Raw genomic sequence first — 18666 nt, 5'->3', positions numbered from 1 at the left:
AAACCGCCCTGCTGTCCGGCTGGTTCGCTAGGGTAGTGGGAGTGAAATCCAGGAAGGCAGAGGCGCAGCCGGTGGCTGAAGCACAACCAATAAAACAGGCGCCCGCTCAGCTCGACGCGCGTGTTGTCGCCCAGTGGGCTCGCCTCTCGGCCAGCCGGCTGCGCGAGCAGAGCCAGGCTATTAACGCCCTAAACGTCTTCCCAATCCCGGATTCCGATACCGGCTCCAACATGGCGCACACCATGACCACCGCAGTTTCGGCGGTCGAGGCGCTGGAGGAAGGCGCCAGCCTCCCCGAGGTCACCATCGCCCTGGCGACCGGCGCAGTTCGTGGCGCCCGCGGAAACTCCGGCCTGGTGCTCAGCCAGGTGATGCGCGCTCTCGCCGAGGCGGCTTCGCAGGGTCACATCGACGGCCCAGCCGTGGCGGATACTCTCTCGCAGTCGGTGGGCTTTGTCGGCACCGCAATTTCCACGCCCGTCGAGGGCACCGTCATCAGTGTTCTCGATGCCGCCGCCACCGCCGCCCACGAAGCCGAGCCGAACCTCGCGGACGTCGCCACCCGCGCCCTCCACGCCGCCGAGGAAGCCCTGGCCAACACCCCCAACCAGCTGCCCGTCCTCGCCGAAGCGGGGGTGGTGGACGCGGGCGGCCAGGGCCTCGTGGTGATCCTGCAGGCCTTGGTCGATGTTCTGGACGGTGCAGGTCTTATTGAGGACGCCCCCACGCCAGACCATGAGCGAACCCAGCAAGAGGTCGAGGTGATGTTCTTCTTCGAGGGGAACCTGGACGCCCTGCGGGAGTTGCTGGAGGCCCACGGCAACTCGGTCATCGTCGGACCCCTAGGGCCGGAGGCAGGCACCGCGCACGTGCACACCAACCGAGCGGGCGAGGTCATCGAGAAGGCCTTCGCCCTGGGCACTGTCACCGACCTGCGCATCGAGGTTCTGCCGGCCGGTGGGGAAACCGGCGACAGCGGAACCCCAATTACACCAACCCCCGTGGGTACCCAAGCTCGGGCGGAAAGCCAAGGACCGTTCATCGTCGCGCTCACGCCCACCAGCGGAGTCGCGCGACTTTTCGAGGCTGCGGGGGCGGTGGCGGTGGCGTCACCAAACAACAAAACCCTGGGCGAAGCGGTGCAGGAACTGGGCGACGGGCCGGTTGCCGTGTTGACCAACGGGCAGAACGTTGCCGCGCTGCAGGGGTTAGACGGGACGCGAGAGGTCGATATCATCGATACGAAATCGCTGGTCGGCGGGCTGGCGGCGCTTGCGGTGAACGACCCCACCGTGGACTGGGATGACAATGTCGAGGAAATGATCGACGCGGTAGAGGCGCAACGCTTCGCCACGTGCCCGCCCGACACGATGGTCGATACCCTCAGCACCATGTTGGCCGACGGTGGCGAGCTGGTGACCCTGCTGTGGAGCGACCCGGCGACTGACCAGACCGCCATTAATGGGCTGAAAGCAACCTTCGCCGACTTATACCCAGACGTGCAGATCGACGACCACCACATCGAACTTCAAGGCAACGATTACGACCCGTGCCTGGTGCAGATCGGGGTGGAGTAGCCCATGCTGGGGTGGCAGGACTCGCGCCCACTATCGGTTGCGATCTCCAACGACCGCGCGAAGCGGCTGGCCGACAAGCCCGGCATCAAAACCATCGCCGATGCAGTGCTGAACTTCCCCGTCACCTACGCGCGGCTCGGCTCGCCGCAGGGGCTCGACGAGCTGCGAGTCGGGGAGAAGTACACCTGTGCCGGGGAGATCCTCAGCGTGGGGGAGAAAGACAACCACTCCGGGCGGGGGCCCAGAAAATTTTTGACCTTTACCTTCACCGACGGTGTGCGGAGCTTCCGCTCCGCGCTATTCGGGAATGTGGCCTACCACCGAAAGCGAATCAAGCGGGGCTCGATGATGCTGCTGCACGGCAAGCTCTCCGAATTCAACGGCCAGTGGGAGCTGAAAAACCCCAGCTACGTATCCATCCTGCCCGCCCTGGATGCGGAGTTCGGCATGTTCGGGCCGCTGAAGACAATCGTGGACGTCATGGGCTCCGAGACCGCCGCCCAGGAGCTGCTGGCCAAGCCGTGGATGGCCGGATACAAGCGCCGCCCCGGCACCTCCACCGCGGAGATGCTGGGAGTGATGGACCAAGTACTGCGGGTAATGGACGAACCCGGAGAGTTCCTGCCCCTTCCTCGCCGCAACCCCGGCGCGCCCGCTTGGCCCACGGATGGAAGGGGCCGCCCGCTGATTAGCTTCGCCGACGCACTACGGCACATCCACCAGCCAAGCGAAGCCGGCCCCGAACCTGCCCGGTGTAGGCTGAAGTTCAACGAGGCGCTCGAGCTGCAGCTGGTCATGGCTCTACGGCGCAATGACGCCACCAAGCGCGTCGGCATGGCACTCGCGCCGGGCGAGAACGTGGAAAAGCTGATCGCAGGGCTGCCCTTCGACCTCAGCGCGGGGCAGAAGATGGCGCTGGAGGACATCGGCTCCCGCCTGGGCGGAACCACCCCGGCGAACCTACTGCTGCACGGTGAGGTCGGCTCCGGCAAGACGATGGTGGCGTTGATCAGCATGCTCTGGGCCGTGGACTCCGGCTATCAGTGTGCCTTTATCGCGCCGACCGAGATCCTGGCCGTGCAGCACGCACGCAGCTTGGTGAAGATGCTGGAAAACACCGACGTGCGGGTATCCGTACTGGTCGGCAGCCAGAAGCAGGCAGAGAAGCAGCGCACGCTCCTGGACCTGGTCTCCGGCCAGACCGACATTGTGGTCGGCACGCACGCGGTGATCCAAGACTCGGTGGAGTTCTACCGTCTGGGCATGGTCATCGTTGATGAGCAGCACCGCTTCGGCGTGCAGCAGCGCAATAAGTTGCGGGAATCCGCGCCGGTGGATGCCACCCCACACATGATGGTCATGACCGCCACCCCGATCCCGCGATCTGTGGGCATGACGATGTTCGGAGACCTGACGCCCATCACGCTGGTTGGCAAGCCCGGCGGGCGCGGGGCGATCGAAACAGTGGTGGTACCCGCCGACAAATACCGCTGGGTGCGGCGCGCCTGGGAGCGCATGGGCGAGGAGATCAAGGCCGGTGGCCAGGCCTACGTGGTCGCGCCCCGCATCGAGGGTCGCTCCGGTGTGGAGGAATGGTGTGAGCGGATCGCCACTGAGGAACTGCCCGGCTGCCGAGTGGCGATGCTGCACGGCAAGATGGACCCCGCCGACAAGGACCAGGTGATGCAGGACTTCGCCGCCGGGAAGATCGACGTGCTGGTCGCCACCACCGTCATCGAGGTCGGCGTGGACGTACCCAACGCCTCCATGATGATGATCCTGGAGGCAGAGAACTTCGGCTTCTCCCAGCTCCACCAACTGCGCGGGCGCATCGGTCGCGGGCGCCGGGACTCGCTGTGCCTGCTGCACACCACCGCCGCGCCGGATAGCCCCTCCTTCCACCGCCTGCAGGTGGTGGCGCAAAGCAACGACGGATTCCGCCTGGCGGAGGAAGACCTGAAGATGCGCACCGAAGGAGACATCCTGGGCCAAGACCAGTCGGGGCGGTCGGCGCGAAGGGCGTCACTACTAGACCTCAGCACCGACGGCGAGATCATCGAATCGGCGCGCGACTACGCAGAAGCGCTGGTGGCCTACGACGAGCAGCTGGCGCGCTCGCTGGTGGTGGACATCGAGATCGACGACCAGGACTACATCGAGAAGAGCTAGGGGAGAAGAACTCTCCGACTCAGTTGCTAGACTCTGGGGCATGGAAATCTGTGCCCCATTCGCGGGAGTTGTGCACTTCCTCGTCGTCGACGGAGAGACCGTAGACACCGGCGACGCGCTGTGCACGGTGGAATCGCTGAAGCTGGAAGTGCCCGTGCTCGCGCCGGGGCCCGGGGTGGTGCGCAGGACGAACTCGCAGGACTATGAGGATGTGCACGGCGGGGACGTGATTCTGCGGGTCGAGGCCCAATAAGGCCGGCACTAGTATCGACCACGAGCAAAAATCAAGGCAGGACTGCAAAGCACAATGACACGCATCATCTCCGGAACCGCCCGCGGCCGCAGCATCAAGGTGCCCAGCGAAGGCACCCGTCCCACCTCGGATCGCGCCCGCGAAGGGCTGTTCTCCTCTCTGCAGGTCCGCTTTGGCTTCGTCGACGAGGTCGTGCTGGACCTCTTCGCCGGCTCCGGTGCCCTCGGGCTGGAGGCCGCGAGCCGCGGGGCCAAGGAGGTCACCCTGGTGGACAATAGCGACGCGGCGGTCAAGACGATCAAGGACAACGCGCGCGTCGTGCCCGAGGCGAAGGTGCAGGTGGTGGAGGCTAAGGCGTCGTCCTTCCTGGCCGGAGCCCCGCGCAACCACTACACGATGGTGCTAGCCGACCCGCCCTACGAGCTCACCGACGAGGCTGTCGCCGAGATGGTGGAGGCGCTGATTCCTGTTCTTACTAGTGACGCCGTCGTGGTGGTCGAGCGCAATAGTTCCTCACCCGAAACCGCGTGGCCGGAAGGCTTCGAGCCGACCGGGCAGAAGCTCAAGAAGCGCACCTACGGAATCGCCCGCTTCGACATGGCGATTTGGCGGGGCGAGGGTTAGGTTAGGTGCCATGCGAGTAGTTTGCCCCGGATCTTTCGACCCCATCACGCTGGGTCACTTGGATATTTTCACCCGCGCCGCTGCCAACTGGGAGGAGGTCGTGGTTCTGGTGACCTATAACCCGAACAAGAACGGCCTGTTCACCGCCGAGGAACGCATCGAGCTGATCGAGAAGTCCATCGCCGCCATCCCCAATGGGCCGAAGAACATCACGGTCGATACGTGGGACAAGCTGCTGGTGGACTACCTAAACGAGAACAATATTCAGGCGATGGTCAAGGGGCTGCGTAGCTCCCTGGACTACGAGTACGAGCTGCCGATGGCGCAGATGAATCAGCGCCTGTCGGGTGCGGAGACGTACTTCCTGCTGACCTCCCCGGAGTACGGGTACGTGTCCTCCACCCTGTGCAAGGAGGTTGCCAAGTACGGCGGCGACGTCTCCGGGCTGCTGCCGGAGCCGGTCGTCGCGGCGGTGGAGGAGAAGTTCCGCGGCTAGCGCCCGTCAAGGCGTGTCTAAACCTGTAGTTGAGGTCAAGTGATGGCACAGTGGAGGCCATGTACAAGACATTCCAGGGTATGGATGACCTTCAGCAAATGGTAGAGCAGGCCTACGGCGTGCCTATGACCTCCAACTGCATGGTTCCGCGGCGCGAGGTGCTCGACATTCTCGACGAAATGCGCAACGCGATCCCGATCGAGATGGACGACGCGCAGGACGTCCTCGACCACCGCGACGACATTATCGCCGACGCACAGGATCAGGCCGACGCAACCATCTCCAGCGCCAACTCCGAGGCTGACGCGATCGTGCAGGATGCGCAGGAACGCGCCAACCAAATCCTTCAGGATGCACAGGATCGTGCAACCAACACCGTCGCCCAGGCCGAGGATCAGGCCGACCGCCTGGTCAGTGACGCTCGCCGCGAGTACGAGACGGTCACTACCCGCGCTGCCGACGAAGCCGAGCGCCTGGTCAGCGACGGTAACGCCAGCTACCAGCGCTCCGTCGACGAAGGTCTGGCCGAGCAGCGCCGCCTGGTCTCCGAATCCGAGGTCGTCCGTAACGCAGAGGCCGAGGCCAACCGCATTGTTGAATCCGCCCATGCGGACTCCGACCGGCTGCGCACCGAATGTGATCGCTACGTCGATTCCACCCTGGCCGAGTTTGAGGACACCCTCACCACCACACTGCGCACCGTCAACCGCGACCGTTCCGCACTGCGCAAGGGCGCTGGTGCCTCCGGCTACCAGAATGGAACTTCCGGATACCAGAACGACCCCGACCCCCACGGTTACCGTCAGCAGCGATAGACGGGTAGAAAGAAGGGTATGAGTAACCCCTTCGTTCTTGCAGTCGGCGACATCCCAACTGGACTCAGCGAGCCGGTCGACGCCCAGGGGGCGTCCCCCGTACCGTGGGGCGGCAACATGCTGGGCGTGGCAGAGGGCGCACCCGTCGAAGTTCATGGAACCCTGGCGAACTTGGGCGAGGCAATCATGGCCAACCTGCAGGTCAGTGGCGAGGCCGAGGGAACGTGCTCCCGCTGCCTGCAGGACCTGTCCACCACCCTGGAGTACTCCATCAGCGACGTTTTCGGTCTGACCCCGGACTTCATCACCGATGACAGCCCCGAGGGCGACGATGCTGAAGACGAGGAAGAGCCGCTGCTGGTGCAGGACAACGCCATCGACATCACCCAGCTGGTCATCGACGAGGCCGGCCTGAACGCACCGTTCAGCCCCGTGTGCGCCGACTTCGGTGCCGAATGCCGCGAGGACACTCCGGCGCCGGACGGCATCAGCGAGGAAGCCGAGGCAGAGGATCGCCCGGATCCGCGCTGGGCCGGCCTGGAGAAGTTCAAGAACCTCTAAAGCCGCAAGAAGCCCCCTTATAGCCCTTAAAGAAAGGCATCCCGAAACCACATGGCTCGTAAACGCCGATTGACCGGCGAGGCCGCCCTCAACGCCGCCTATGGCAAGTCTGACCACGCACCATTACTGGAGGCGTGGGGCGTGGAGCTGCCCGATGAACTGCTGCGACTGGCGCTGACCCACCGTTCCTTCGCCAACGAAAACGGCCACCTGCCGAACAACGAGCGCCTGGAGTTCCTGGGCGACGCGGTGCTGGGCCTGGCCGTCGCGGAGCAGCTGTACCGCCAGTTCCCGGAGCGCGCGGAATCCGACATCTCGAAGATGCGCTCCGGAGTGGTGAACATGTACGCCCTGGCGGATGTCGCGCGTCGCCTCGGCATGGGCGAGTACATCCTGCTCGGCCGCGGCGAGATGCTGACCGGCGGCAAGGATAAGCACTCCATCCTGGCGGACTCCGTGGAGTCCATGCTCGGCGCGATCTACCTGCACCACGGCTTCGAGGTTGCCCGCGCCACGGTGCTGCGTCTGTTCGCCGACAAGATCACCGAGGCTCCCACCACCGGCCTGACGATGGACTGGAAGACCGTACTGCTGGAGAAGCTCTCCAACATGAAACTGCCCCTGCCCACCTATGAGGTGCGCGGCGAAGGCCCGGAGCACGACAAGACCTTCTATGCCACCGTCACCATCGAGGACCTGGTGACCCACGGCGAGGGCCACACGAAGAAGGTCGCCGAGCACGCCGCCGCCAAACAGGCCGTGCAGAAACTCAACGAACGTGCCTGAGCTCCCCGAGGTTGAGGTCGTCCGCCGCGGCCTCGAAGAACACCTGGTCGGCCGCCGCTTTACCGACGTCGAGGTCTGTCACCCACGTGCTGTCCGCTCCGGGGACCCGGAAGTTCTTGTTTCTTTTCTTCGTGACGCCACCGTCACCGCAGTGAAACGCCGCGGAAAATTTTTGTGGTTGGACTTCGGAGAGGATTTCCTGCTGCAAGTGCACCTGGGCATGAGTGGCCAGATGCTCGTGGCCGAGCCCGGCCAGGTGCAATCCCCGCACGTGCGCATCCGGGCGGGACTATCCGATGGGCGTGAGCTGTGCTTCGTGGATCAGCGAACCTTCGGCGAGTGGCGGTTGGAAAAGGCCGTGCCGGATCCGTGGGCAGTGGGGGCTGGGGTGGCGTCACCAAAAAATTTTTTACCCCAGAACGTCAGCCACATCAGTGCCGATCCGCTAGAGCCTGCCTTCGACGCGCAGGCGGCGGTAGAGCGGATGAAGGCCAAGCGCGCGGCGGTGAAGACGGTATTGCTGAACCAGGAGGTCGTCTCCGGCATCGGCAATATTTACGCCGACGAGGCGCTGTTTCTGGCCGGGGTGCGTCCGCGGCGCAGCGCGGCTCTGCTGAGTAGACCCACCCTGCACCGGGTGTTGCAGTCGGCGGCGGAGGTGATGGAGCGCGCCTTGGAGCAGGGCGGCACCAGTTTTGATTCGCTGTATGTGAACGTTAACGGTGCGTCGGGGTACTTTTCGCGCTCGCTGAACGTGTACGGGCGCGGCGGTGAACCCTGTAAGAGGTGCGGGGCGCCGATCAAGCGGGTTGTCGTCGGCGGGCGATCGACGCACTATTGCGCGACGTGCCAGAAGTAGGGGTAGCGCGGGTGGACGGCTAAACCTTAAAGCTTCCTGAGCTGCAAGGATAGGTAGATAAAGAGGATCGGGGGCATTTATTTTCTGGCGTGGGTTTCGGGTAAATTTCTGCGCATGGAAACAATTGAAAATTTCGTGGCAAATACGCTAAACGAAAATATTTGGAAGATCATCCCCGTCTTCCTGCTCGCAGCCGGAGCTTACTTCGGCATTCGCACCCTGGTAGTGCAGATCCGCATGGTGCCGGACATGTTCCGCTCGGTGAAGGAACCGGCGGTCGGCAAGAGCGGAGAGAACATCTCCGCATTCCAGGCTTTCAGCATCTCGGCAGCGTCCCGCGTGGGCACAGGCAACGTGGTGGGCGTGGCTATCGCCATTACCCTGGGCGGCCCGGGCGCGGTGTTCTGGATGTGGATCGTCGCCCTCGTCGGCGGCGCGACTGCCTTCGTGGAGGCCACGCTGGCGCAGCTGTGGAAGACCCGCGATAAGGATGGCTACGTCGGTGGCCCGGCGTACTACATGACCAAGGGGCTGGGCGTGAAGCCGCTGGCGCTGATCTTCGGCATCGCCATCACCATCACCTACGGTTTTGTGTACAACGCCGTGCAGACCAACTCCATCGCGGAGGCCGCGGGTTCCTCCCTGCACTCCCTGAACCCCAATATTGCGCCCGATGCCACCTGGCTGAAGATCGCTACGGGCCTGCTGGTGGCCGCTCTGACCGCGCTGGTTATCTTCGGCGGCGTGAAGCGCATCGCTAATGCCACCCAGGTGATCGTCCCGCTTATGGCCAGTGCCTACATTCTGTTGGGCGTGATCGTGCTGGCCATCAACATCAGCGAAGTTCCGGCGATGTTCGCCACCATCGTGGAGCATGCTCTTGGCATCAAGGAGATCGCCGGTGCCACCCTGGGTGCGGCGTTCATGAACGGCATGCGCCGTGGCCTGTTCTCCAACGAGGCCGGCCAGGGCTCCGCCCCGAACGCAGCGGCCACCGCGGCGGTATCCCACCCGGTCAAGCAGGGCCTGGTGCAGACCCTGGGCGTATATTTCGACACGCTGGTGGTTTGTACCATCACGGCCTTCATCATCCTGCTGTCCAATCCGGCCTATGGCGAGGGTGTGCAGACGGCCAACCTGACTCAAAGCGCGCTGTCGGCGCAGGTGGGTGAGTGGGGCACTCACTTCATTACAATCATTCTGTTCTTCCTGGCGTTTTCCTCCGTGCTGGGCAACTACTACCTTGCCCAGGCGAACGTGGAGTACTTCACCAAGTCCAAGACCAAGCTGAACATTTTCCGCGTGCTCGTCGTGCTCTGTGTGTTCGGCGGCGCCATCGGTACCGTCCCGCTGGTGTGGTCCTTGGCCGACACTTTTGCGGCCACGATGGTTCTGATTAACCTCTGTGCCATCGTCCCGCTGGGAGGCGTGGCCATCAAGCTGCTGCGAGATTTCTCCAAGCAGAAGGCCGCGGGCATGGATCCGATCTTCCACCGCGACAGTCTGCCGGAGTTGAAGAACGTCGAGTGCTGGGATGGTACGGACCCGGAGTGCCAGCGCCGCGAGGTTCACAACGAGGCAACCGCCTAGCTGTTTGATAGCATCAGGCAATGCACTTAAAGTCGTTGACGCTCAAAGGATTCAAGTCCTTCGCGTCCGCGACGACCCTGAAATTAGAGCCGGGCATCTGCGCTGTGGTGGGACCCAACGGTTCCGGAAAATCCAATGTTGTGGATGCCTTGGCTTGGGTCATGGGGGAGCAGGGGGCGAAGACCCTGCGTGGCGGGAAGATGGAAGACGTTATCTTCGCCGGAACGGGGGACCGCAAGCCACTGGGGCGCGCGGAAGTCACTCTGACTATCGACAACTCCGATGGCAAACTGCCCATCGAATATTCCGAGGTTTCCATTACCCGCCGCATGTTCCGCGACGGCGCGTCGGAATACGAGATCAACGGGGCCAAGGCCCGCCTGATGGATATCCAGGAGCTGCTGAGTGACTCCGGCATCGGCCGCGAAATGCACGTGATCGTCGGGCAAGGCCGACTATCGCAGATCCTGGAATCGCGGCCCGAGGAGCGCCGCGCCTTCATCGAGGAGGCCGCCGGCGTGCTGAAGCATCGGCGTCGAAAAGAAAAGGCGCAACGCAAGCTCGTCAACATGCAGGCCAACCTCGACCGCCTGCACGACCTGACCGACGAGCTGCGCAAACAGCTCGGGCCGCTGGCGCGCCAGGCAGAGGCCGCGCAGAAGGCCTCCGCCGTGCAGGCCACCATCCGCAGCACGCGCGTGCAGCTGGCTGCGCACAAGGTCAAGCAGCTATCCGAAGAGCTCAACGACTCGACGCGGCGCAGTGAAATGCTGGCCGAACAGCGCGCTGAACTGCAGGCGGAGCTGGAGGAACACAGCGAGACTCTGGCCGTCACCGAGGAAGAACTACGCACAGCCCTGGAGGAAGCCGAGGCGGCGAAAAACCTCTGGTACCGGCTGTCCGCAGTGCAGGAGAAGAACTCCGCCACCCTGCGTATCGCCACCGACCGTGCGGATCAGGCTCAGGTCGCCGAATGGTCGGGCCCCGACCCGCAAGAGCTGCTGGAACGCGCCGAGCGCGCTGCCGAGGAGCAGGCGGAGCTGGAAGAGAACGTGGAGATCGCCGCTGAGAAGCTGGAGACGATCGCTGAGCAGGTCGCCGAGGCCGAGGAAGCCGCCCGCGCCGCCGAACAAGAACACTTCGCCCAGGTCCGCGCTATTGCCGACCGGCGCGAGGGCGTGGTGCGCCTGCTGGCCCAGCACGAGGCCGCCGCCACCCAGCGCGACAACGCCGCCGCGGAGGTCGAGCGCCTGCAAGAAAATGCTGCCGAGCAGCAGGAAACCCTCGACGGCCTGATGGAGGACATCACCGAGGCGGAGGAGGCTCTGCGCGAGACCGAAGCCTCCGGCGGCGACCTGGAGGAAACCCGCACCCAGGCCGACCGCGAGGCCGCCGGTGCGGAGGAGCGCGCCGAACAGTTGCGCGCCGAGCAGCTGCAGCTGGAGCGCGACATCGCCACCGCCGAGGCCACCATTGCCGCTTGGCAGGACCGCCTGACACCCACTGACGGCGCTGCGGTGGTTGTCCGCGCCGCCGACAAGGAGGACATCGCCACCCGCCGCCTGGCCGAGCAGCTGCACATTCACGACGGATGGGGTGCCGCCGCGGCCGCCGTTTTGGGCGATGCGGCGAGCTCGGGAATTGTTGCCCCTCTTTCTGACGCCCTCATCTCCGCCCTCACCGATGCCCGCGAAGGCCGCGCGGTGCTGCTGGACCCGGGAGCCCCGGAGGGGGATACCAGCGCGACGTTCCGCCTGGATACGGACGTCTCCGCAGGCAAGTGGCTACTGGATCTGATGGACGTACCCGCCGACCTGCTGCGCCCCCTGACAGCCCTGCTGGTGGACGTCGTGGCCGTGGGCAGTGCCGCGGAAGCCCGGAAGGTCGTGGCCGCGGATCCGCGCTTGCGCGCGGTGACGAAGGAAGGTTCCGTCTACGGCGCCGGGTGGGTCGCCAGCGGCTCCGGCGGGACAACTCCTGTCGAGTTGGCGGATAAGATTGCGGCGGAGACAGAGGGCGTCACAAAGAAAAAGAAGGAACTAGGCGACCTGCAGGCCGCACTATCCGGTGCGCTTGACGCGGCCAGCGACCTGCGTACCGCCGCGGCTGCGGCGCGGGCGGCGGAACAGGAGCATCGGGCACTGCGTGATGCGGCGGCCAAGCGCCTGAGCGCACTGCAGAAGCAGGGCGAGGCCGCGCAACGCCAGCTGGAGCGCAGCACCGCCGAACAACAATCCGCCGAACAGCGCCTGGCTAAGGCCACCGAGGAACTCGACGAGCTGGCCGACCGCGTGGCGCGCGTGGACGACGAAGAGCACACGACCGAGCCTTCCTCGGCCGAGCGAGATGCCGCCGCTCTGCACCTCTCGCAGGTCAAGGCCATGGAGATGGAGGCCCGCCTGGCGCAGCGTACTGCCGAGGAGCGCGCGCAATCCACCCGCGGCCGGGCAGAAAACCTGCGCCGACAGGCCCGAGCGGAAGAGGCCGCGCGCAAGCACCACCAACAGCAACAAGCCCGCCGGGCAGCTGCCCGCGAGATGGCCACCTGCGTGCGCGAACAGGCCCAGCGCATCGCCGAACGCATCGCCGACGCGCTGGCCACCGCCGAGGCCAACCGCTCGCACACCGAGCAGGCGCACAAGCAGTGGCAATCCACGATGGCACAGCAGCGCGACAAGGTCTCCGCGCTGACCGCGCACCTGGGGCGCATGAACGACAACGCACACTCCGCCGAGCTGGCACGCACCCAGGCACAGGTCAAGATCGAACAGGCCGTGGCTGGGGCAATGGAGCAGCTGGGGCTCACCGCCGAGCAGCTGTTGGCCGAGGAACTGCCGGAGGACTTCGACGCGGCCGCCACCAAGGCCGAGCTGAAGAAGGCCGAGAAGGCGCTGAACTCCCTGGGCAAGGTGAACCCGTTGGCGCTGGAGGAGTTCAAGGCGCTGGAGGAGCGCTACAACTTCCTGGCCCAGCAGCTGGACGACGTGGAGCGGGCGCGCAATGACCTGCATGAGGTGATCGCGGATGTGGATGCCACGATCCTGCAGCTGTTCACCGAGGCTTGGCAGGATGTCGAGGTTGCCTTCCCGCAGGTCTTCAGCACCCTGTTCCCGGGTGGCGCGGGCCGGCTGGTGCTCACCGACCCGGATGACATGCTGACCACCGGCATTGAGGTCGAGGCCCGCCCGCCGGGCAAGAAGGTCAAGCGCTTGTCGCTGCTGTCCGGTGGCGAGAAGTCCCTGACCGCGCTGGCGATGCTGGTGGCGATCTTCAAGGCGCGCCCGAGCCCGTTCTATGTGATGGACGAGGTCGAGGCCGCCCTGGACGACGTGAACCTGCGGCGCTTGCTCGCCCTGTTCGAGGAGCTGCGGAAGGATTCCCAGCTGATCGTTATTACCCACCAGAAGCCCACCATGGACGTAGCGAATGTGCTGTACGGCGTGACAATGCGCGGCGATGGCGTGACCAGGGTGATTTCGCAGAGGATGGCTCCCGAGAAGACCGCCTGACCGGTGACGTAGGATGGTCGCGTGAGTTCCAGCGAGAAGATCCCAGCCAGCGCAGCACCTACCACCAGCCCGATCTCCGACATGCAGGATTCGCTCCTGCCGTGGGCCTCGTCCACCGAGGCGGCGCTGGCCGGGAAGCTGGCCGACGTGGAACTTTTCGTAGAGCTAGACATCGACGGTGACGAGCTGGAGCGCACCAGCCGATTCTTCGGCACCTTCATCGCCCGCCAAGTCGCCGCCGGTTCCACAGAGGAGGCCCTGCTGCAGGCCTGTCCCGCGCTGACGATCGCCACGTTGCTCTCCCGCGCCGCGCGGTTCCACGAGGTCTCGGAACTGCCAGCCGAGTACTGGTACGGCCTTGGTTTGGAGCCGACGCCCACACGTACCCAGCTGATCGAGGGGCGCTTTGGGGAACTACTTTCCGCCGCTGGGCTGGATCCCATGGATGCGGTATCCGGCGGGCCGGACGGGGAGCTCGGGCGCCTGTTTGCCCACGTGGGGATCGCCTCGGACTGGGTGCCGGAGCTGATCGAGCTGGTGGATAACCACCAGGCGGACAGTGAAGCCAGTGAGGACAGTGGGGAGAGGGGCGAAGCTGCGGGTATTGCGCGGGCAGTCGTGGCCGAGCTAGCCGATGAACCGCGCCAGGTAGGTCCGCTGTGTGCCACCCTGCCGGAGGCGGCGGTAAAGTTGATCGCCCCGATCGTGGAGATCGTCTCCCACGCCGCCGCGCACCCGGACTCCTGGGAGTACACGCTTCCCGCCGTGGAGCTGCCCGCACTCATTCTGGAGGATGTGATTGAAGAGCTGCGGGAAAGGCCGGTGGGCACGCAGGATCGGCGTCACAGTGTGGGCGTGGCACACCGCGAAGACCAGCCGCGCCTGCAGCTAGATACGCTGCGCCAGCGCGTGGTTCTGCGCCTGCCCTCGCAGCCCCTGGAGAGCGAGGGGGAGGTGCACACCGAGGTGCGTTGGCGCCTGGATTTCGACGGCGAACCCGCGGCCTTCCGCACCATGCACGCGGACAACGCAGGAAGGGCCGTGACCGAGATCCTGGACATTCCTGTGCGCCAGCCGCTGCGCAAGGTCAGCGTGCGTAACGCCAACGACGGCCAGCACTGGCAGCTGCCGCTGGTGGATACCGAGGATCCGGTGCTGGTGTTCACCATCCGCGGCACGGACCTAACCGACCGGGTTTCCCTGCATCACGAGCAGGTGTACGTGGTGGTTCCCGCCGAGACTTCCGCCGTGGATCCGGTGACCGGGGCGGACATCCCAGTGTTGGAAGAACAGCCGATGAAGAGCTGGAACGGGTGGGTCATCCGCCGGCTGGACTTGAGCGAATGCCTGAGCCTGCACATCGCCAAGCCGGGTGAGCGCAGCCCGTCCATGGCCGGAGTGCGTGCCGTAGATCCGCGCCAGCGCGCCCAGTTCGTGGAGCCCGATGACGTGGTGGGCGGCGTGGAGACCACCACGGGCAAGGTGATCCATTCCCAGAGCCTGCAGGTGGAATTCCCGCCGACGATTTCCGGCGCGGACGAGATCTGGTACCTGTCTGTCTCCGCCTATGCTGGCCCCGGGGAGACCGGCGAGGCCGTCTCCGACGAGGAACCGCTAGAGGTGCCCGCCGAGGGCGGCGTGTTCGACGTCTTCGACCCCGAGGCGTGGGATAGCCCCTGGGTGGGCGAGTACCTGGTGCGCCTGCGCGGCCCTCGCAACGAATCCTTCCGCCATGAATACGCCTTGGTGGAGGGACTCTCCCTGGAGATGGAGTTCGGCGGGCCCAGTACCCAAACTCGCCTGCCGATGGCCGGGGGACTAAGCCCCGTGACGGTCCGCCTGCTGCCGGGGGAGAAGCCCTTCGAGAAGATCGCGCCGCAAAAGCTCGGCCCCACCGACCGCTTTAGCACCACCGTCGTACAGACCGACGCGGGCGACGCGTTGCCCGTCATCGTCAAGCCCTCCCGCTTGCGCTACCAGCTGACGATGCAGGGGGAGGATCCGATGTGGCGCACCGACCCCATCGAAGTCTCCGCCCGTGCCATCGACACGCAGACCCGCTTCCGTGTACGCCCCGGTTTCCGCCCCGGCATGGGATCCAAGGCGGAGAACCTGGCGCTGATGGATGACGCCCGCGTGGTGATCCGCAACCACCACGGCTCGCCCGTGCGCACCCTGAAGCTGGAAACGATAGACGAGGTCACCTGGTTTGTAGACCTTTCGAACGCTGCCGGGGCCCTGGCCACGTTGACCTCTGGAGCCATCGAGCTGGAGTTCGTAGAGGACCGCCGCGTAAGCGTTCGCCTGGCCCGCATCGTGCCCGGATTCGACTACACCGCCTCCGTCGACGGGGATGCCCTGTTCATCCACGGCGAGGACGAATCCGAGGAGACCCCGGTGCAGTTCGGCGTACCGGGCGCCGGCGCGTGGGTCTGGCCCATCACCGCGCCCTGGCAACCCGCATACTTCGTGGAGCTGCAGGCCACGCCAAGTGCGAAGGGCTCCCTGGCGCAGGGCACTCTAGCCCAGGGCACCCTGCCTGCCGAGCTTGTGGGAGCCGGCCCGTTGAGTGTGCAACTGTTCGGCCGCGATCGTTTCAACTACCTGCGAGCCCCCGTCGCCGCTGGCCAACACGCCGCCGTCGCACAAGCCGAGGGCTACTTCGGAGCCAACAAGGAAGACGCCGACACAGACCCGTGGGTGCAGCTGGCCGCCTTCCTGGCGGGCGAATCCGAAGAGCTCCCCAGCGATACCGCCACGCTGTCCACCCTCTGGGACGTGCAGGCCGGCTGGCTGCGCGGACGTTTCGACGCACTGGACAACCTGCGCACCGCGCTGACGAACAACCCGCGGGAATCCGTCCACGCGATGTCGCAGTCCCTGGTTCCCGCCGCCGACCGCCCCGCGCAGTTCATCCTGTCCGGGCTGGTGCACTCCACCCTGGTGGGGGATGAATCCGAACGTTCGAATACCCCGTGGATCGCAGCACTCGAGATCCTGGGGGACATGTCGCTGGTTGACCCCGAAGGGGCGTCAGAACAAAAAGAACAAGACAAGCGCCTGCGGCAAGAGCTCAAGAAGGTCGCCGGGCAGCCCGCTGTGCAGACGGTCGATACTGGCCGCGACGTATCCCTGGATACCGCATGTATCGACAGCACCACCGTGCAGATCGCGCACATGGATCCGGCACAGCAGAAGGCCGTGCTGGACATGTTTTTCGGCAAGGCCGGGGTGGTGCCGGGCGCACTGAGCGAGGAGAACAGTCGCCTCGTCGCCGTGTTCGAGAGCTTCGACAAGCGCGCCGAACTCTCCGAACTGTTGGGCGACCCGGAGTTGATGAAAACCGCCGTCACGCTGCTGCGCAAGGTGAAGGCCGCGAACCGGCAGCTGTACCTCTCCGCGCGCGTGCGCTTCGACCGGCTGGAGGGTGTGGATACCGACACTCCGGAAAACCGCTGGGCGTTGGCGCCCGTGATCTCCATGGTTTTCGCCTTAGCCACCCGTATGTACGCACATAAGAAGATGTCCAGCCTGGGCAAACTGCTCAGCGCGTATCCGGGATGGGCGGCCATGGCGCGGCTGGTGCCGGACCTAGTGACCGGGGACATCGTCATGGCAGATGCCATGGTGCGCGGTGTGTTTGGGCCGACTGTCTAACCGTGAGTCGGCATTAGCCGCGAAGTTCTGATTCACTGGAGGCTATGAATACTGTCTTGATGTGGGTCCTCATTGGACTTTTGGTTCTCGCCATCGTGGTGGCGATTCTTGTCGTTCTGGGTTTGCGCCGGAACAAGGCGAAGCAGGTTTCCTTCGAGAAGAAGGAGGAGATTGAACAGAAGAAGCCCAGCAGTGGCGATTACAAGGCCCAGGGCGGGTTTAACTTCACCGCCGGCGGAGGCGCCGGAGCCGGTGCCGCGACCGCCGAGAAGCAGCCGGAACTGCGCCCGGACCAGGAGCTGAAGAAGCCAAAGGAAACCCCGAAGGAAACCCCGAAGGCAACCCCAGAGGCAACGCCCGAGCCAGAAGCGACTCCCGAGCCGGAAACAACCCCTGAGCCCGAGCCGACTCCCGAACCAGAGGCTCCGAAGGCCACCCCGGCTCCGGCTCCCACTGCCGAGCCAGAGTCGGTGGAGGAGCCAGAGCCTGTCGCTGAGCCCGAGCCGGAACCCGAACCCGAGCCAGATCCGGAGCCCGAGCCAGAGCCCGAGCCAGCCCCCGCGGAACAGCGCGAGGAGATCGCGCCCGTCCAGGGCCGCCTGGGTAAGCTGCGCGGCCGCATGTCCAAGTCCCAGAACGTCATCGGCCGCGGTGTGCTCGGTATCCTGAGTGCCGGCGACCTCGACGAGGACGCATGGGAGGAGATCGAAGACACCCTTCTGATGGCCGACCTGGGAACCCCAACCACAATGAAGGTCGTAGACGACCTGCGCGAGCGCATCGCCGTCAATGGCGTATCCAGCGAGGAAGAAGCCCGCGCCATGCTTCGCGAGGCGCTGATCGACGCCTGCAAGCCAGACATGGACCGCTCCATCAAGGCCATGCCCTACGAGGGCAAGCCGGCCGTGATCATGGTCGTAGGCGTCAACGGAACCGGTAAGACCACCACCACCGGTAAGCTGTCCCGCGTGCTCATCGGCATGGGCCACAAGGTTCTGCTCGGCGCGGCGGATACGTTCCGTGCGGCTGCAGCTGACCAGCTGGAGACGTGGGGGCGTCGAGTGGGGGCAGAAACGGTACGCGGCGCAGAGGGAGCAGACCCAGCCTCCGTTGCGTTCGACGCGGTGGCGAAGGGCATCGATGCCGGCGTAGACGTCGTCGTGGTCGATACCGCCGGCCGCCTGCACACCAGCGTGGGCCTGATGGACCAGCTAGGCAAGGTCAAGCGCGTGGTGGAGAAGAAGGCGAAGGTCGACGAGGTGCTGCTGGTGCTGGACGCGACCGTGGGCCAGAACGGCCTCATGCAGGCGCGCACGTTCCGCGAGGTCGTGGACATTTCCGGCGTGGTGCTCACCAAGCTCGACGGCACCGCAAAGGGCGGCATCGTCTTCCAGGTACAGGAAGAACTCGGCGTGCCAGTGAAGATGGTGGGCCTCGGCGAGGGCGCGGACGACCTGGCTCCGTTCGAGGTCGAGAGCTTCGTCGATGCATTGCTGGGGTAGAAAATAAGCCCCTTCGGACAGGAAAAAATTAAAAAATTTACGTAAATAACCCCGTATGTGTGCAGCGTACGGGGTTATTCGCGTTGACCGGCCAAAAGTTCAGGGATCTGCGTCTCAAAAATTTTTTCCTTCCTGAATGCGAGTTTTCAGCATTTTATTCTTTGCAGCACAAGTGCTGAGACTCACAGATATGGATGTGAAAAATAACCCCAGATCAACTTGTACTGACCTCCGGAAATTCGGCTTGGATGCTCATCAGCGCGTCGCT

The 18666-nt window shown here is 64.9% G+C and carries 13 protein-coding genes; all 13 read left to right on the top strand.

Annotation, left to right across the window (positions count from 1 at the left end; all coding sequences use genetic code 11):
- Positions 1-41: 41 nt before the first annotated feature.
- A complete protein-coding gene (locus tag MHX63_RS01700; protein ID WP_239386967.1) occupies positions 42-1577 on the top strand; it encodes a DAK2 domain-containing protein in 1536 nt (511 codons plus the stop codon).
- Positions 1578-1580: 3 nt separating this feature from the next.
- Positions 1581-3746 carry an ATP-dependent DNA helicase RecG gene (locus MHX63_RS01695; RefSeq protein ID WP_239386966.1) on the top strand — a complete coding sequence of 722 codons (2166 nt, stop codon included), beginning with the start codon at positions 1581-1583 and terminating at the stop codon, positions 3744-3746.
- Between the two features lie 40 nt (positions 3747-3786).
- A complete protein-coding gene (locus MHX63_RS01690; protein WP_239386965.1) occupies positions 3787-3999 on the top strand; it encodes an acetyl-CoA carboxylase biotin carboxyl carrier protein subunit in 213 nt (70 codons plus the stop codon).
- 54 nt (positions 4000-4053) lie between these two features.
- Positions 4054-4623 carry an RsmD family RNA methyltransferase gene (locus MHX63_RS01685; protein WP_239386964.1) on the top strand — a complete coding sequence of 190 codons (570 nt, stop codon included), beginning with the start codon at positions 4054-4056 and terminating at the stop codon, positions 4621-4623.
- Positions 4624-4633: 10 nt separating this feature from the next.
- Complete coding sequence (coaD, locus tag MHX63_RS01680; RefSeq protein ID WP_034986378.1) at positions 4634-5119, top strand: pantetheine-phosphate adenylyltransferase; 486 nt, start codon at positions 4634-4636, stop codon at positions 5117-5119.
- A 59-nt stretch (positions 5120-5178) separates the two neighbouring features.
- Positions 5179-5934: a DivIVA domain-containing protein gene (locus MHX63_RS01675; RefSeq protein ID WP_239386963.1), complete on the top strand. Its 756-nt coding sequence runs from the start codon at positions 5179-5181 to the stop codon at positions 5932-5934.
- 18 nt (positions 5935-5952) lie between these two features.
- A complete protein-coding gene (locus MHX63_RS01670) occupies positions 5953-6495 on the top strand; it encodes a DUF177 domain-containing protein (protein ID WP_239386962.1) in 543 nt (180 codons plus the stop codon).
- Between the two features lie 51 nt (positions 6496-6546).
- Positions 6547-7281 (top strand): ribonuclease III, encoded by a 735-nt coding sequence (gene rnc, locus MHX63_RS01665; RefSeq protein ID WP_239386961.1) that lies wholly within the window; start codon positions 6547-6549, stop codon positions 7279-7281.
- Complete coding sequence (gene mutM, locus MHX63_RS01660; protein WP_239386960.1) at positions 7274-8140, top strand: bifunctional DNA-formamidopyrimidine glycosylase/DNA-(apurinic or apyrimidinic site) lyase; 867 nt, start codon at positions 7274-7276, stop codon at positions 8138-8140. The genes rnc and mutM overlap by 8 nt, the downstream gene beginning before the upstream one ends.
- 114 nt (positions 8141-8254) lie before the next feature.
- Positions 8255-9730, top strand: coding sequence for a sodium:alanine symporter family protein (locus tag MHX63_RS01655; protein WP_239386959.1), 1476 nt, complete (start codon positions 8255-8257; stop codon positions 9728-9730).
- 20 nt (positions 9731-9750) lie between these two features.
- Positions 9751-13239 carry a chromosome segregation protein SMC gene (gene smc / locus MHX63_RS01650; RefSeq protein ID WP_239386958.1) on the top strand — a complete coding sequence of 1163 codons (3489 nt, stop codon included), beginning with the start codon at positions 9751-9753 and terminating at the stop codon, positions 13237-13239.
- A gap of 21 nt (positions 13240-13260) precedes the next feature.
- Positions 13261-16896 carry a hypothetical protein gene (locus tag MHX63_RS01645; protein ID WP_239386957.1) on the top strand — a complete coding sequence of 1212 codons (3636 nt, stop codon included), beginning with the start codon at positions 13261-13263 and terminating at the stop codon, positions 16894-16896.
- A gap of 44 nt (positions 16897-16940) precedes the next feature.
- Entirely contained in the window at positions 16941-18398 is a 1458-nt protein-coding gene (gene ftsY, locus MHX63_RS01640) for a signal recognition particle-docking protein FtsY (RefSeq protein WP_239386956.1), read from the top strand.
- The last annotated feature ends 268 nt before the right edge of the window (positions 18399-18666 follow it).

Source organism: Corynebacterium sp. ACRQK (assembly GCF_022345965.1).
Classification (GTDB): domain Bacteria; phylum Actinomycetota; class Actinomycetes; order Mycobacteriales; family Mycobacteriaceae; genus Corynebacterium.
The sequence above is the reverse complement of the archived record's forward strand: the minus strand, read 5'-3'. Positions and strand labels throughout refer to the sequence as shown.

Bases quoted from the DNA above. Each gene is read 5' to 3' on its own strand.
- MHX63_RS01695 (WP_239386966.1), top strand. From the start codon at position 1,581: ATGCTGGGGTGGCAGGACTCGCGCCCACTATCGGTTGCGATCTCCAAC.
- MHX63_RS01690 (WP_239386965.1), top strand. From the start codon at position 3,787: ATGGAAATCTGTGCCCCATTCGCGGGAGTTGTGCACTTCCTCGTCGTC.
- MHX63_RS01685 (WP_239386964.1), top strand. From the start codon at position 4,054: ATGACACGCATCATCTCCGGAACCGCCCGCGGCCGCAGCATCAAGGTG.
- coaD (WP_034986378.1), top strand. From the start codon at position 4,634: ATGCGAGTAGTTTGCCCCGGATCTTTCGACCCCATCACGCTGGGTCAC.
- MHX63_RS01675 (WP_239386963.1), top strand. From the start codon at position 5,179: ATGTACAAGACATTCCAGGGTATGGATGACCTTCAGCAAATGGTAGAG.
- MHX63_RS01670 (WP_239386962.1), top strand. From the start codon at position 5,953: ATGAGTAACCCCTTCGTTCTTGCAGTCGGCGACATCCCAACTGGACTC.
- rnc (WP_239386961.1), top strand. From the start codon at position 6,547: ATGGCTCGTAAACGCCGATTGACCGGCGAGGCCGCCCTCAACGCCGCC.
- MHX63_RS01655 (WP_239386959.1), top strand. From the start codon at position 8,255: ATGGAAACAATTGAAAATTTCGTGGCAAATACGCTAAACGAAAATATT.
- smc (WP_239386958.1), top strand. From the start codon at position 9,751: ATGCACTTAAAGTCGTTGACGCTCAAAGGATTCAAGTCCTTCGCGTCC.
- ftsY (WP_239386956.1), top strand. From the start codon at position 16,941: ATGAATACTGTCTTGATGTGGGTCCTCATTGGACTTTTGGTTCTCGCC.